Source organism: Stutzerimonas nosocomialis (assembly GCF_005876855.1).
Taxonomy (GTDB): domain Bacteria; phylum Pseudomonadota; class Gammaproteobacteria; order Pseudomonadales; family Pseudomonadaceae; genus Stutzerimonas; species Stutzerimonas nosocomialis.
Map to the genome: position 1 here is coordinate 18,421 of NZ_QLAE01000029.1, position 15,753 is coordinate 34,173.

At 66.7% G+C, this 15,753-nt stretch carries 10 protein-coding genes; all 10 read right to left on the reverse strand.

Annotation, left to right across the window (positions count from 1 at the left end; all coding sequences use genetic code 11):
• Positions 1–13: 13 nt before the first annotated feature.
• Positions 14–3,064: a multidrug efflux RND transporter permease subunit gene (locus tag DN824_RS16655; RefSeq protein ID WP_138409534.1), complete on the reverse strand. Its 3,051-nt coding sequence runs from the start codon at positions 3,062–3,064 to the stop codon at positions 14–16.
• 18 nt (positions 3,065–3,082) lie between these two features.
• Positions 3,083–4,210, reverse strand: a complete 1,128-nt coding sequence (locus DN824_RS16660) for an efflux RND transporter periplasmic adaptor subunit (RefSeq protein WP_138409535.1) — start codon at positions 4,208–4,210, stop codon at positions 3,083–3,085.
• Positions 4,211–4,469: 259 nt separating this feature from the next.
• On the reverse strand, positions 4,470–6,095 hold the full coding sequence (locus DN824_RS16665; protein WP_138409536.1) for a methyl-accepting chemotaxis protein: 1,626 nt from the start codon (positions 6,093–6,095) through the stop codon (positions 4,470–4,472).
• A 128-nt stretch (positions 6,096–6,223) separates the two neighbouring features.
• Positions 6,224–7,318 (reverse strand): DUF1513 domain-containing protein, encoded by a 1,095-nt coding sequence (locus DN824_RS16670; protein ID WP_138409537.1) that lies wholly within the window; start codon positions 7,316–7,318, stop codon positions 6,224–6,226.
• A gap of 2 nt (positions 7,319–7,320) precedes the next feature.
• Positions 7,321–8,397 (reverse strand): imelysin family protein, encoded by a 1,077-nt coding sequence (locus DN824_RS16675; RefSeq protein ID WP_138409538.1) that lies wholly within the window; start codon positions 8,395–8,397, stop codon positions 7,321–7,323.
• Between the two features lie 46 nt (positions 8,398–8,443).
• Positions 8,444–9,859 carry a di-heme oxidoreductase family protein gene (locus tag DN824_RS16680; protein ID WP_138409539.1) on the reverse strand — a complete coding sequence of 472 codons (1,416 nt, stop codon included), beginning with the start codon at positions 9,857–9,859 and terminating at the stop codon, positions 8,444–8,446.
• Positions 9,860–10,045: 186 nt separating this feature from the next.
• Positions 10,046–11,380, reverse strand: coding sequence for an imelysin family protein (locus tag DN824_RS16685; RefSeq protein WP_138409540.1), 1,335 nt, complete (start codon positions 11,378–11,380; stop codon positions 10,046–10,048).
• Positions 11,381–11,630: 250 nt separating this feature from the next.
• Positions 11,631–13,694 (reverse strand): putative bifunctional diguanylate cyclase/phosphodiesterase, encoded by a 2,064-nt coding sequence (locus tag DN824_RS16690; RefSeq protein WP_138409541.1) that lies wholly within the window; start codon positions 13,692–13,694, stop codon positions 11,631–11,633.
• Between the two features lie 313 nt (positions 13,695–14,007).
• Entirely contained in the window at positions 14,008–14,589 is a 582-nt protein-coding gene (locus DN824_RS16695; protein ID WP_138409542.1) for a superoxide dismutase, read from the reverse strand.
• Between the two features lie 351 nt (positions 14,590–14,940).
• Positions 14,941–15,546 (reverse strand): LysE/ArgO family amino acid transporter, encoded by a 606-nt coding sequence (locus DN824_RS16700; RefSeq protein ID WP_138409543.1) that lies wholly within the window; start codon positions 15,544–15,546, stop codon positions 14,941–14,943.
• Between the last annotated feature and the right edge of the window lie 207 nt (positions 15,547–15,753).

Genomic DNA, 15,753 nt, shown 5'->3' on the forward strand with positions numbered 1-15,753 from the left:
CGCCGCGCTTTTTTCATGCGTGTTCCATGGCCCTCGATGGCGCGGTGTCCGGCCTGGCGATCAGCGTGTACACCGCCGGCAGTACGAACAGGGTGAACAGCGTGCCGATCGTCATGCCGGTCGCGATCACCAGGCCTATGTCGAAGCGACTGACCGCACCGGCGCCGCTGGCCAGGATCAGCGGCACCATGCCGAACACCGTGGCGGCGGTGGTCATCAGTACCGGACGCAGGCGAATCGCGGCCGCTTCCTCGACCGCCTGCCGGCGGTCCAGGCCGCGTTCGTGGCGCAGCTGGTTGGCGAACTCGACAATCATGATGCCGTGCTTGCTGATCAGCCCGATGAGCGTGACCAGCCCCACCTGGGTATAGATGTTCATGCTCGAGAGCCCGAGGAACAGCGGAACCAGCGCGCCGCAGACCGACAGCGGCACCGTGACCAGAATCACCAGCGGATCGCGGAAGCTTTCGAACTGCGCGGCCAGCACCAGGAAGATGATGGCCAGTGCCAGGGCGAAGGTCACGTACAGCGCGTTGCCCTCCTGCACGTACTGGCGAGCGGCGCCGGCGTAGTCGAAGGTGAAGCCCTGCGGAGCTTCCTCGGTCGCGATCTGGCGCAGCGTGTCGATCGCCTCGCCCATGCTGACGATGGGGAAGCCCTGGATGGTCGCCGCGTTCAACTGCTGGAACTGCGTGAGCTGGGTCGGCCGCGCCCGATCGTGGACGCTGATCAAGGTCGACAGCGGCAGCATCTCGCCGCGCCCGCTTCGCACGTAGTAGTTGCTCAGCCAGCCGGGATTGTCGCGGTAGGCGCGCTCGACCTGCGCGATCACCTTGTAGCTGCGGCCTTCGATGGTGAAGCGGTTGATCTCGCCTTCGCCGAGCAGGCTGCTGAGGGTGATGCCCAGGTCTTCCATCGACACGCCCATCTGCGCTGCTTTCTGCCGGTCGATGTCGACCACGATTTCCGGCTTGTCGAAGGCCAGGTCGACGTCGAGGAAGGCGAACTTGCCCGATGCTTCGGCACGCTGGCGGATGCGTTCGGTCACCTGCAGCAGGGTTTCGTAGTCGCTGGCGGTGTTGATCACGAACTGGAAGGGCAGGCCTTCCCCGGTGCCGGGCAAAGACGGGAGGTTGAAGGCGAACACCTGCAGCCCGGGGATCGCGTCCAGGCGCTGCTGGACCTCCGGCAGGATCTCCATCTGGCTGCGGTCGCGTTCGTCCCAGGGCTTGAGCAGCAACCCGCCGATGCCGCTCTGGACACCGTTGAAGCCGTTGATCTGGAACCAGGAGTAGTACTCGGGAAAGGTCTTGAACAGCTCCAGGAAACGGTCGGTGTAGGCGTTGAGGTAATCCAGGTTGGCGGTCTGCGGGGCGCTGGCCATCATGAACACGATGCCCTGGTCTTCCTCGGGCGCCAGTTCGCTCTTGGTGAACTTGAGCAGGACCGGGATCAGGCAGAGCACCAGCACCGTGAACACCAGCACGACCGGCCGGGTATCGAGGGTGCCGTGCAGGGCACGCTTGTAGCGATCCTTGAGTCGGTCGAAGAGCACGTCCAGGCGGTGGGCCAGGCCCGACTCGTTGTCCTGCGGGCGCAGCAGCATCGAGCACATCATCGGCGAAAGGGTCAGCGCGACGATGCCGGAAATCAGCACGGCGCCGGCCAGGGTCAGGGCGAACTCCTTGAACAGCGCCCCGGTGATGCCCTGCAGGAAGCCGATCGGGGCATAGACCGCCGCCAGGGTCACCGTCATGGTCACCACTGGCATCGCGATCTCCCGCGCGCCTTCCAGTGCCCCCTGGAACGGCGATTTGCCTTCCTCGATGTGGCGGTGGATGTTCTCCACCACGACGATCGCGTCGTCCACCACCAGACCGATGGCGAGGACCATCGCCAGCAGCGTGAGCAGGTTGATCGAGTAGCCCATCATCTGCATGAAGAACATCACGCCGATCATCGACAGCGGAATGGTCACCAGCGGCACCAGCACCGAGCGAACGGACCCGAGGAACAGGAACACCACGACGATGACGATCAGCACCGCCTCGGCGAGCGTCTTGATCACTTCGTCGATCGAGGCCTGGATGAAGCGGGTGGCGTCGTAGGCGACGGTCACCTTCAGGTTCGGCGGCAGCTGGCTTTCGATCTCCGGCATCACCTTGCGTACTTCCGCGATCACGTCCAGCGGGTTGGCGCTGGGGGTGGCGCGCACGCCGATGTACACCGAGGGAATGCCGTCGAAGGAGCTCACCGCGTTGTAGCTCTCGGCGCCGAGTTCGACCCGGGCCACGTCGCCGAGCAGCACGCGGCTGTCGCCCTCGGTGCGCAGCGGAATCGCGGCGAAGGCTTCCGGCGACTTGAGTTCGGTGCTGGCGTTGATGCTCGTTACCACGTATTCGCCCTTCACCTCGCCGGCGGCGGAGAGGAAGTTGTAGCGGCGCACGGCATCGTTGACGTCGCCGGCGGTCAGCCCGTGGGCCGCGAGCCTCACCGGGTCGAGCCAGAGGCGCATGGCGAAGACCTGGTTGCCGAGGATCTCCGCCGCGGCCATGCCCGGCAGGGTGGCGAGCTTGGGCTGGATCACGCGGGAGAGGTAATCGGTGATCTGCGGGTTGCTCATCGTGTCGCTGTAGAAGCTGATGTACATCAGCGCGGTGGAATCAGCGGCCTGCTTGTTCAGTACCGGGTCTTCGGCGTTCTGCGGCAGCTGGTTCTTCACCGAGTTGGCCTGGCTGAGCAGCTCGGTGTACAGGCGATCGGTGTCCGCGCCGATGCGCGCGTAGACCGAGATCACCGAGGCGTTCTGCTGGCTGACCGAGGTCATGTAGTCCACGCCTTCGGCGCTGGCCAGGCTCTGCTGCAACGGCTGGGTGATGTAGCCCTGGATGGTCTCGGCATTCGCGCCGGGGTAGGCGGTGGTGACGGTGATCAGGGCGCTTTCCATCTGCGGGTACTGGCGCAGCGGCAGGCGGTCGAAGGCCTGGAAGCCCAGCAGCACGATCAGCAGGCTGACCACGCTGGCCAGTACCGGGCGACGGATGAACGGATCGGTAAATGCCATGGCGTCTGTCCTTGGGCCTTATCGGCTGTCCTGGCCGGTGGCCGGCGCAGGCGAGAGGGTCTGCCCGTCGGCGATGACCACATGGGTGCCGTTGTCGAGCTTGAGCTGGCCGGAGGTGACCACCCGCTCGCCGACGGCAAGCCCCTTGCGCACCACCACCAGGCCGTCGCGACGGTCGCCGGTCTCGACGAAGCGCCGCTCGATGACCAGACGAGGCTCGTTGCCGTCTTCGCCGGGCTGCTCTTTCACCAGCAGGACCGAGTTGCCGTACAGGGTGAAGGTGATCGCCGTCTCCGGGATCGCGATTTTCGGCGCCTCTTCCGGCAGCACCACCTGCAGGTTGGCGAACATGCCCGGCAGCAGCCGGCCTTCGGGGTTCTCCAGTTCGGCACGTACCAGGACGTTGCGGGTGGTTTCCTCGACCTTCGGGTTGAGCGCGACGATCTCGCCGTCGAAGCCCTCGCCCGGATAGGCGGCCACTTCGACCCGGACCCGCTGGCCGATGCCGAGCAGAGGCACCTGCTGCTCGGCCAGGTAGAAGTCGACGAACAGGGTGGAGAGGTCCTGCAGCGTGGCCACCGGCGTGCCGGCGGCGATGTAGGCGCCTACGTCCACCTGGCGGATGCCGATGGTGCCGGCAAAGGGCGCGACGATGCGCTTGCGGGCCAGCGATGCGCGCAGCTGCGCGACGGTCGCGTTGGCGCGTTGCAGCTGCGCGTTGAGGCGGTCGAACTCGCTGCGGGCGATGGACTGACGGTCGATCAGGCTGCGGGCGCGCTCGAATTCGATCCGCGCCAGGCCCAGGTCAGCTTCGGCGGCGGCCAGGCTTGCCTGTTCCACCTCGCTGTCGAGGGTCAGGATCGGTTGACCCTTCTCGACCTTCTGCCCCGAGCGGAACTGCAACTGGCTGACCGTCCCGGCCACCTCCACGCTGAGGTCGACCCCCTGCGAGGCCTTCAAGGTGCCGATGGCTGGCAGGCGGTTCTGCCAGTCCAGCTCGCTCGCCCGGACCACCTCGACGCTGACCGGCGGTTTGGGAGCCGTGAATTGCTCGATCTGTTTGCTTATGGAATTGAACTTGAGAGCGGCGAGGATCAGAACGACCAGGATCACCGCGCCCAGCATGATCAGCATGCGGCGCAACATCTTCCGATTTCCTTGGAGGCGTTGGTTGCAGCGATGCGGCGGGCTACGGCGCGTCGTTCATGAAGCCGACGAGAAACCGCTGGGGCGCTTCAACCGGGGTGCTTGTTGTTTGCGGTCCGCGGACCGCCGGGCATTGAGCGGAGCACCTTAGTCCTGCGCCGATGACAAGTCAAAGGCAGCGCTGGCGGGGCCCGGGAGGGCGCGGGCGGCCCGGAGGCGCCCGCGCAGGGACCCCACGTGCGGTGGGGCGGCCGGTGGTTCAGCCGGCCAATCGGCGGGTCACGTCGCTCAGCTGCGCGGAGAGTTCGTGCAGGTTGCGGCTGGCACCCTCGGTGCGCTCGACGTTCTGCTGGTTGGTGGTGGCGATGGCGGTGATTTCGGTGAGGTTGCGCGAGATGTCTTCGGCCACCGATGTCTGTTCCTCGGCGGCGGTCGCGATCTGCCGGTTCATGTCGCGAATCGATTCCACCTCCAGGGTGATGCGCTGCAGCATGCTGCCGGCTTCGGTCACCTGCTCGACGCCCCGTTCGCTGCGGCTCTGGCCGCTCTCGATGGCGCGCACCGCATTCACCGCGCCGGTCTGCACCGTATCGATGATCTGGTGGATTTCGGAGGTGGATTCGGCGGTGCGGCGCGCGAGGGTGCGAACCTCGTCGGCCACCACCGCGAAGCCGCGACCGGCTTCGCCGGCGCGAGCCGCTTCGATGGCTGCGTTCAGGGCCAGCAGGTTCGTCTGGTCGGCGATGCCGCGGATCACTTCGAGCACGGTGCCGATGCGCTCGCTGTCGGCTTCCAGGCGGCGAATCACCTCGGCGGTGGTGCTGATCTCGCCACGCATGTGGGTGATGGTGTCGATGGTCGCCTGCATCACCTTTTCGCCCTGTTGGGCGGACTGGTCGGCGTTGTCTGCCGCCTGCGCCGCTTCGACCGCGTGGCGGGCCACTTCCTGGGCGGTGGCGGACATCTCATGCATCGCGGTGGCCACCTGATCCGTACGCGAGAATTGCTCGCGCGTGCCCTGGGCCATCAGCGTGGCGATGGCGTTGAGTTCGCCGCTGGCGTTGTCCAGGTCCGCGGTGCTGCGCTGCAGGCGGGTGAAGGTGTCGTCCAGGAAGTCACGCAGGATGTTCGCCGCGGCCGCCAGGCGGCCCAGTTCGTCGGTGCGCGTGCTGTCCACGCGGTCGCCGAACTTGCCCTGGCTGAGCCGGGCGATGTGGTCGATCAGCTGGCCGATGGGGACGATCAGGTTGCGGTTGACCAGCCACGCGCTCAGCAGCGCGACGCCGACGCCGGCCAGCACCATGATCAGGGTGCCCAGGCTGACGGCGCGGTCCGCTTGCGCCTCGATTCGTTCGGAGCCGTGCCGCGCCGAGTCATGCAGACGGGCGACCAGCGCGCTGAGCTGCTCGCTGGTGGCGCGGTCGATACCGCGCACCGCGATGTCGCCGGCGACCGGGTCGGCGCCGGCCGCGACGAAGGCATCACGTCCCTTGCGGTAGGCGGCGCCGAGGTTGCGGTGTTCTTCGCCGAGCCTGCGCACCTGCGCGGACAGCTCGGCGTCACCGTCCGAAAGCGCCACCAGCCGGGAAAGGATCGCCTGCACCTGGCGTTCCTTATCCTCGAAGCGTCCCCAGTAGGTGGCCAGGTCTTCGGCTTTCTTGCCGCGCAGCAGGACGTTCTTCCATTCCTGCACCTGGGTCTTGAATTCGAGGTTGGCCTCGTCGACCAGGCGTGACTGTTCCAGTGGTCCGTCCAGCAGGCCCTTGTAGGAGGAAATGCCGGCGGAGAGGAAGCTGAAGCAGGCGAGGGCGATGACCAGCATCAGCAGCAGGCTGCCGCCGATCAGAGTCAACAGTTGGGCGCGCAACGATTTTTGCGGGTGCATGGTACTTCTCGGGTGCGGGTGAGGAGGCAGGCGCTACGAAGGGCGCGAGCGCTTCGGGGGGAGGGGAAGCTGCGGCAGCCCTCCGATATCCCCCTGTGTCGGCGTGAGGGCTGCAAGCTTGAAGGCATTCAGACCAGCCGCAGGTGATTGTCCCAAAGCCCCGAGGGCAGATCCAGGGGCCGGGCGACGATGCGCTCGCCGCGACAGTCGTAGAGGCGGCAGCGGCCCTGGCCGGAAGTGACCACGAAGCCCTGCTCGACCGCCCCGACACCGGCGCAGTCGGCGAGCGTGGCTTCTTCGAGCAGCTCGGCGGTGTCCAGATTCCAGAAGAACACCCGGTTGCCGCGCGGCGCGGTCACCGCCAGCAGGCGCCGTTCGTCGTGGATCGCCAGGCTCGCGGTGTACTGGTTCATCACCAGGCGTTGCGCTTCGCCGAGGGGAAAGGGCTGGAACGGCTGGCCGGGACGCTTGATCGCCAGCAGCGGTGCGCTGTCCATCGGATCGCCTTCGTACTGCTGGCCGGAAACCACCGTGCCGTCGCGGGCCACGGCCAGGTGGCGGACGCTGTTCATCTGCTCGGGCAGCTGCTCCTTGCTGACCAGGGCGCCGTCACGGCGAAGCAGCACCAGGCTGGCCTCCATGGCGTCGAGGTTCATCATTGCGCGGCTGTCGGCCTCGGTGCGGATGCCGCCGTTGGCGATCACCAGGGTTTCGCCATCGGGCATCCACAACAGCTGATGCGGACCCACGCCGTGGGTCGACAGTTCGCCGCTGCGCACCAGGCGCTCGCCCTCGACGCGGTAGACGCCGAGCACGCCGCGTCCCGGCTCGGAGGTATCGTTCTCGGTGGTGTAGAACCACCCGCCGTCCTTGTGGAACACGCCGTGGCCATAGAAGTGGCGATCCGCCGGCGAGGCGAGCACCTGCAGCAGACGGCCGTCGCGCGAATCGATCAGGTAGCTTTCGCGGCTCGGCCGCCTGCCGACGAACACGGCGAGCGGCAGGTGCGGATGGGCATAGATGTCATGGCAACGCTCGGCGACCGGCGTAGCGAACACCTGGGTGCCGTCGAGGCGGAAACCCACAGCGTAGTGGTGCCCCTGACCGTCGTCGCGGGCCGAGAGCAGGATCTTCTGCTCGCCGTGGTGGGCCAGGGTCCAGCCACCGAGCGCGGAAGCCGCGATCAGGGCGCTGCCGAAACCGAGGAAAGCGCGGCGCTTCATGGTCAGTCTCCGTCGTGTGCGTTGAAGCCGATCTGGATACCCAGCGCCTGCGCGAGTTCGCCCTGGTGCAGGCGATGCAGGATGTTGAGGTCGTCGTAGAGCGCATTGAGGGCGTTGCGCCCGGCCTCGTCGGCGAGCAGCTCGTTGAGCGGTTTGTGCGTTTCGGCGAAATGGCGATGGGTGGTGGCGAAGGCGTCGTCGATGCGTTTGGCCAGCCCGGCCTGGTCATCGCCCAGCAGCGCCCTGAGGCCGTCCCTGTCGGCGCCTTCCCAGAGCCGCTGCGCTCCGCTGATGGCGGCTTCGAGGCTGGCCAGCGAGGTGTCGCTGCGCCAGGCTTCGGCCTGGTACGGCTGTGGCTGCCCCTTGTTCTGCCGGCCCAGCGGCGTGCCGAGCTTTTTCTTCAGGGCATCGAGGGCGGTGACGTCCACCCGCAGCAGCTCGGCAATGGCTTCGCTGGGCTCGGCGTAGCGCTCGCTGGGGAACTGCTTGAGCTGGGCGGCCATGCCATCCTTGACCGTCCAGCGTTCGACGATGCCGGCCGAGAGGGTCTGCTGGTGTTCACCGATGGCCATCAGCAGCGGGCAGTAGTGGCTGCGGGTGGCCGCGTCCTGCAGGTCGATGTCCTGGTCGAACAGGACGTACTCGTAGGCGGTCAGCCCCTGGACCACGACGCTGGCGCTCGCCACGTCATCGCGGGTCAGTTGCGGCTTGTTCTTGAGCAGGCCGCCGACCTGACGTGCCACCAGGTTCTTCTTGTCCGGCCAGAACTGCACCTGCCAGGCCAGGTTGCCTTCGCCCATGGGGCCGATCAGCAGCGGCTGCAGGCCGGCCCAGGCCAGTTGTGCATGCACGTAGGCCTGGCGTGCCTCCTCCAGGGTCTCGTTGCCCGCGCAGAAGGCATGGGCGCTGGCGGCCAGACGCCGGTTGGTCTCCGCCCATTCGCGGTAGGCCGGCAGAAGGACGCCATCGGCCACGGCGGCGCTGGTGCGTTCCATCGGCTCCGGCTGGGAACAGCCGACGAGCGCAGCGGCGGCCAGCCAGGCCAGGCACAGGGCGCGAAGGTTACGGTTGCTGTTCATCATGGCTCCTCACGCATGCACAAGACCGGGCGCGACGACCCGGCCATTAGAGAGATTCGAGAAAGGCGATCAGCGCGGCGCGCTGCCGGGCATCGAAGCCCAGCACCTTCTGGCGGGCCGCCTCGGCCTCGCCGCCGTGCCAGAGAATGGCCTCAAGCAGTGAGCGCGCGCGCCCGTCGTGCAGGAACTGGGTGTGTCCGCTGACCGTCTCGGTCAGGCCGATGCCCCACAGCGGCGCGGTGCGCCATTCCCGGCCGGTGGCCTGGAACTCGCCGCGGTTGTCCGCCAGCCCCTCGCCCATGTCGTGCAGCAAGAGGTCGGTATAGGGGCGGATCAGCTGGTTGGCCAACTCCGGTTCGGGCGCATCGGCCGAGGTGGTGAACTGCGGCGTATGGCAGCGCTGGCAGCCGGCCTGGTGGAACAGGCCCTTGCCGGCCAGCACCTGCGGATCATCGACCTTGCGGCGCATCGGCACGGCCAGGTTGCGGGTGTAGAACAGGACGGCGTCGAGGATGTTGTCGCTGACTTCCGGCGCTCCACCGTCGACGGCCTGGCGGCAGTCCACCTGGGCCTCGGTGCAGTCGTCTTGGGGGAAGAGGCGGTTGGTCAGGCCCATGTCGATGGCGAAGGCCTGGGCGTTCTGCTGATCGAGCGTGGGCAGGCCGGCCTTCCAGCCGAAGCGACCCAGCTCCACCTGGCCGGTTGCCTCGTTCCAGACGAGATTGGGGCGGCCGGAGATGCCGTCTCCGTCGCGGTCGTCGGGATCGGCCTGGGCCAGGATGTCGGCCGGTGCGATGGCTTCGAGCAGCCCGAGGCCGATCATCGGTGGGGCGATCCGCGCGGAGAACTCGGTGTCCGGATGGAAGGGGCCGTAGCCGAGCTGGTCGATCTTCAGCTGCGGGGTGCGCAGTTCGACTTCGGTGCCATCGGCGAAGGCCACGGTGGAGTAGGTGTAGTCCACGCGGATTCGCGCTTCGGGCGTCACCCCCGGTATCGACATGTCCTGCAGCTGGGCGCCGTACACCGGATCGGGACGGTTGCCCAGGCGCTCGAGCATCGCCTGTTCGTCGGCGGCGGCCGGCTGCGACACACGCACCAGCATCGAGACCGCGTTCACCGCCTGTGCGTCGGCCGGGTGGCCACGGCCATCCTTGATATGGCAGTTCTGGCAGGCATTGGTGTTGAACAGCGGGCCGAGCCCGTCGCGTGCGGTGGTGGTGGCCGGCGCGATGACCCAGGGGTTGCGGAAGAAGCTGTTGCCGACGCTGAAATCCAGCCGCCGCGTTGGCGCAAGATTGGCCGAGGGCATCGAGAAGGCGTTGTGGTCGCTGCGGTTGACCGTGGTGCTGCCGCCGGAGAGTGCCTCGCCGGTCTCGGCGCTGTCGAAGCGGGGCGCCTGCTCGTCGCAGCCGGCCAACGCCAGTGCCAGGAACAGGAGCGAGCAGCGAAAAAGCGGACGCATCGGGATGCTCGACGATGAAGAGGGCGGCAAGCTTAGCAGGCTAACCGTTATTGAATAAGAGGGATTTGCATTTCCAATAAGGAGCGACCAACGCGCAAGGCCTGCAGAACGAGGCGATGCGCGGGTCCGGCTCCGCTGCGGCGTGGTGCCGCGGTCCGCCCGGGGCCGGGCCCCGGGCGGCGTCGATCAGAACTCGTGATCGGCGGTGTCGGGGTTCAGGTCGCTGATGCCCAGGGCCGCGGCGGCCTGTTCGATGGAGCCGGTCTGCTTGACCAGCGCCGCGATGGCGTCGCGAACCTTTTCCTGACCTTCGGCGTTGTCGGCGGCGATCAGCTGGTCGAAGGCCTCGCCGTTCTCGGCGCTGCTGACCAGGACCTGCAGCTTGGCTTCGGTCTCTTCCAGATCGGCGCGCAGGGTCTTGTCCACGTCGGGGTTGGCTGCGTTGACCAGCGAGGCCAGGCTGGCGCCGGTGAGGGTGCTGCCGTCCACGCGGCGGTACTCGCCGAGGTAAACGTTGCGGATGCCCTTGCCGTTGTAGAAGTGGGAATTGTGGGTGTTGTCGCTGAAGCAATCGTGCTCGTCTTCGGTGGAGTTGGCTTCGAGCGCGACCTTCATGCGTTCGCCCGCCAGTTCACCGAGCGACAGGCTGCCCATGCCGAACAGCATCTTGCGCAGGCCGTTCTCCGGTTGCTCGGATTCGAGGGTCGCGCGGTAGTTCTCCTGGCCCGGCGCCCACTGGTCGACCATTTCCTGGAGGTCGCTGACCAGCAGGTCGGTGGCGACTTTCAGGTAGGTGCGGCGGCGATCGCAGTTGCCGCCGGTGCAGCCGTCGCCTTCGACGTAATCGGTGGCGGGACGTTCGCCGGCGCCCGGCTCGGTGCCGTTGAGGTCCTGGCCCCAGAGCAGGAATTCGATGGCGTGGTAGCCGGTGGCGACGTTGGCTTCGGAGCCGCCCAGTTCGTTCAGGCTGGCGAGCTTCTCGGCGGTGATCTCGTTGACGTCGATGACGTCTTCGCCGACCTGGATCTCGCGGTTGGCGATGATGTTGGCCTGGGCGCCCGGGTTGCCCAGCGCGTGCTGGTAATCGTCGGCGACGTAGTCGATCAGGCCTTCGTCGAGCGGCCAGGCGTTGACCTGACCTTCCCAGTCGTCGACCACGGTGTTGCCGAAGCGGAACACTTCGGTCTGCATGTAGGGAACGCGCGCCGCTACCCAGGCCTCGCGGGCGGCCTGCAGGGTCTCCTCGGTCGGATCGGCGAGCAGGGCGTCGATGGCCTTCTGCAGCTCCACGGCGGTGCTGTGGGCGTCGCTGAACGTCGCATGGGCCAGGTCGGCGTAATGCATGACTACCGCCTTGATCGCCTCCTGGTCCGGCTGCGCCGCTGCCTGGGCCGGCTGGCTTTCGGTGGTGGCCGGCGCTGGTGCAGCCTGGTTGGTGGCTTCCTTTTCATCTCCGCAGCCAGCGAGGGTGATGGCAGCGGCCAACAGGCTGGCAGTAGCCCATGAGGGGGTGCGTAGCATGGCGTGTTCCTTTGCTTCGAAGGGATAGAAAGGTCGGTGAAACGGCCAGGCCCTGCGGTTGAGCCGGCGACGGTGGGTCACTTCGCGTCAACGCCGGCGGCAAGGGCGAGGCAGGCATGACAGGCATGCCCGGCCAGGGAGAGCGGGGTGCTCTGCTGGATGCGAGACATAATGCGAAAGATTTTCATTTTGTGCAAAGGGCGCGGTTGCGTCGGCCCTGCAACCGGCGGCAGGACGCGCCTGGCGTGAATCAGTGCTGCGTCGAGCCGACGGCGGTCCCGGTGGGGCGGGGCTGGTTCAGGTACAGGGTGAACTCGCGGGCCGGCAGTGGCCTGCTGTAGTAGAAGCCCTGGCCCTCATGGCATCCCTGGGCGATCAGGTAGGCTTCCTGTTCGGCGGTCTCGACGCCTTCGGCGATCACCTGCATGTTCAGGCTTCGCGCCAGCTGGACGATGGCGTTGACGATGGTCGCGTCGCCGCCTTCGGGGGTGATGTCCTGGACGAAGCTGCGGTCGATCTTGATCTTGTCCAGCGGCAGGCTCTTGAGGTAGCTCAGGGACGAATAGCCGGTGCCGAAGTCGTCGATGGCGATCAGCGCGCCCGAACGCCTGAGGCTGTGCAGGTTCTGCGCCGCAGCGGAGATGTCCTCCATCAGGCCGGTTTCGGTGACCTCCAATTCCAAGGCTTCGGGGGGCAGCCGGTGCACCTGCATCAGGTTGCTCACCAGCCTGGGCAGCTCGGCGTGGTGCAGCTGGACGGTCGAGAGGTTGACCGCCATGCGCAGGCCCACGAAGCCCTGCTCGTGCCATTCGCGCAGCTGCCGGCAGGCCTGGTCCAGCACCCACTCGCCGATGGCCAGGATGCTGCCGTTCTGCTCGGCCAGCGGAATGAACTGGTCGGGCGGGACCAGGCCGCGCTCCGGGTGCTTCCAGCGCAGCAGCGCCTCGACGCCGTTGACCTGGTTGAGCCGGTAGTCGACCTGGGGCTGGTAGACGAGAAAGAACTGCTCCAACTGCAAGGCTTCGCCCAGGTCCTTGACCAGTTCCCGGCGCTGGCGCATCTCGCTGTCGATGCTGGCGACGTAGAACTGGTAGCGGTTGCGCGAGCGGTTCTTGGCCAGGGTCATGGTCTGCTCGGCCTTCTGCAGCAGTTTTTCCGCACTGTCGCCGTCTTCAGGGAAGAGGGTGATGCCGATGGTGGCGCGGATGCGGATGCTGTGGTTGTCGAGCACGATCGGCGCATCCAGCGCGTCGAGCAGTTGCTGGGCGAGTTCGGCGGCTTCGTAGGGCTGGTCGATCTCGGCCTTGATCATCGCGAACTGATCGCCGCCCAGGCGCGCAAAGGCGCCGATCCGGCCGTTCTGCTCGCGCAGCCGGTCGGCCAGGGCCACCAGCAGGCGGTCGCCCGTCTGGTAGCTGAACTGCTCGTTGATGCCCTTGAAGTCGTCCAGCCCCAGGCACAGCACGGCGACGCAGCGTTGCGTCTGCCTGGCCTCGTCGAGGATCTGGTTGAGCTGGCGCTGCAGCTGGTGGCGGTTCGGCAGGCCGGTGAGGAAGTCGAACTGGGTCATGCGCGCCAGGCTGTTCTCCGCCTCCCGGCGCAGGTTCATGTTCTGATCGATCGAGGCGAGCAGGCCGTTGGCGGTGTTGACCCACAATCCCAGTTCGTTCTGTTCGTGGCCCTTGATCATCGGCAGCTTGTGGTCGCCGGGACGGTCGGGGTTGATTCGCACCAGGCTCTCGACGATGGCCATCAGCGGGCGGGTGAGCAGCCACTGGTAGATGAGGTAGAGCACGAATCCCAGCGCCAGGGCGCGAAGGGTGCCGACGATGAAGATCACCACCGAGTTGTTGACGAACTGCTGGCCGTAGCGCCCGGTATCCAGGGTGATGGACAGCTCCCCGTAGTACTCGTTGTGCGGCGGGCGGCCGACCAGCGGCGTGGTGAATGTCCGCTGCTTGCCGAGCACCGGATCGGTCAGCCAGCGGGTCGGGAGCTGCAGCAGCGGGCGGGTCTTTTGCGCCAGCGGCGCTTCGTCGGGGTGGCCGATGGAGGCGACGCGTATCGATTCATGCTGGAACAGGCCTTCCATCACCTGTGCGCCCATCTCGCGGTCCAGGCTGTAGAGCGCCTGGGTCGAGGGATCGCGGGACATGCGCAGGATGCGCTGGGCCTCGGTGGCGATCACGCTCCGGGTCTTGTAGGCATCGAACAGAATCTGGGCGCAGCTGAGTATCAGCCCGACGGCCAAGGCCGAGAGCAGCACCATGCGCAGGAGTTTTCGTGACAGGCTGCTACGCGATTCCAACTTCACAGATGGTTTCCTTTTCCCCAGGCCCGCTTCATGAGTATTGGTAATACAGCGGCGCTCGTCAAAGCGCCAGCATGGGCCATCGGCCAGTAGGTCGATGAAGCGCGTCGAACGAGCGGAGCGAAGGATGTGGCAATACGCCTTGACGCTCAATAGTTGGCGCCGGCATTCCGTCGATTTGTTCGGCTGAAAAAGGTGCGGTGGACGCTCGAAGAAGGTGGCGGGGTGCCGGAAACGAAAATGCCCGCATCGCTGCGGGCATTTCGTGGCGCTGCATTCCGGAAAACGGTTGCAGCGGCATCCGAGGATGCGGATATCAGCCGGCGAAGTTCTTCGCGACGAAGTCCCAGTTGACCAGGTTCCAGAACGCCTCGACGAACTTCGGACGGGCGTTGCGGTAGTCGATGTAGTAGGCGTGTTCCCAGACATCGCAGGTCAGCAGCGGCTTGGCGCCGTCGGTCATGGGGTTGCCGGCACCACCGGTGCTGGCGAGGCCGACGCTGCCGTCGGGCTTCTTGACCAGCCAGGCCCAGCCGGAGCCGAAGGTGCCGATGGCGGTCTTGGTGAACTCTTCCTTGAACTTGTCGAACGAGCCGAAGGCGGCGTTGATCGCGTCGGCCAGTTCACCGGTCGGCTGACCGCCGCCGTTGGGCGACATGCAGTGCCAGAAGAAGGTGTGGTTCCAGACCTGGGCGGCGTTGTTGAAGATGCCACCGGTGGAGGTCTTGATGATGGTTTCCAGATCCTTGCCTTCGAACTCGGTGCCCGGGATCAGGTTGTTCAGATTGGTCACGTAGGCCTGGTGATGCTTGCCATGGTGAAAGTCCAGGGTCTCGGCGGAAATGTGCGGCTCGAGGGCGTTCTTTTCGTAAGGCAGCGGCGGCAATTCGAAAGCCATGGTGTATCTCCTGCTCAGGTATCGAGGATTGATGCGGCGGGCAAGGGAGGGCGCGTCTACTGCTGCGCCGATGGCGGCGGGCTTGTTGGCGCCCGTTTCCATCGATTCCTTCGCTCGCTGCATGCTTGCGCAGTCTCTGGCCGTTCACGGTCGGCCGAACAGGCGGGCTGGAGCCTTCGCTCCCTGCTCGCGAGCTCCCGATCATAGCACCCGACCGGAGGCTAAACCACGCGACAACTGTGTGGAAAAGCCGGGCCAGGGCGCCCGAAGCCGCGAGCCGGTGCCATCGCAAGATGCGGCTGCGCCTTGCGTGGACCATCGATGGCCGGAGGCGTTCCTCCTGGCGGGTGGTTATTGGGTGATCAACTGATAGGCGATGGCGTACATCATGGTGGCGACGCCCAGATCCAGCAGTCGCCAGGTCAGCGGTTTCGCCAGCCAGGGGGCGAGCCAGGCGCCGCCGAGCGACAGTGTCAGGAACCAGAGCGTCGATGCGCACGCCGCGCCAAGGGCGAAGGCGCCGGGTTCGGGCTGCTGGGCACCGAGCGAGCCGATCAGCACCACCGTGTCGAGGTAGACATGGGGGTTGAGCAGGGTCACGGCCAGCGCCGCCAGCAGGACCGCTCGCCGCGAGCGCGGCGCGACCTCCTGCTGCTGCAGGGCGCTGGGGCGCAGGGCCCGACGCAGGGCGAGGGTGCCGTACCAGAGCAGGAACGCGGTGCCGCCCCAGCGCGCCAGGTTTTCCAGCAGTGTGCTCTGGGCGATCAGCGCCGCCAGGCCGAACACCCCGGCGCAGACCAGCAGGATGTCGCAGACGATGCACAGCGCCGCGACCGGCAGGTGGTGTTCGCGGCGCAGGCTCTGGGCCAGCACGAACGCGTTCTGCGCGCCGATCGCCATGATCAGCCCGGCGGCGATCGCCAGCCCGTTGACGTAGCTCTGCAGCACCGGGCTCATCGGGATCGCTCCGACAGTGCGCGCCGCCCATCGCCGATACGCGCCTCGCGCGCAGGGACGGCCCGGCCGCCAGGGTGCCGTTCGGTCTGCCGCGTGCGCGGCAGTGTCGAGAGTCGTGTTTCGCCCATCATCTTGCGTCAGCCGTTGTGGAAGGTGCTGGCGAGTCTGGTAAGTGGCGCGCTATAAGGGAAACAAATCTTGCTCAAC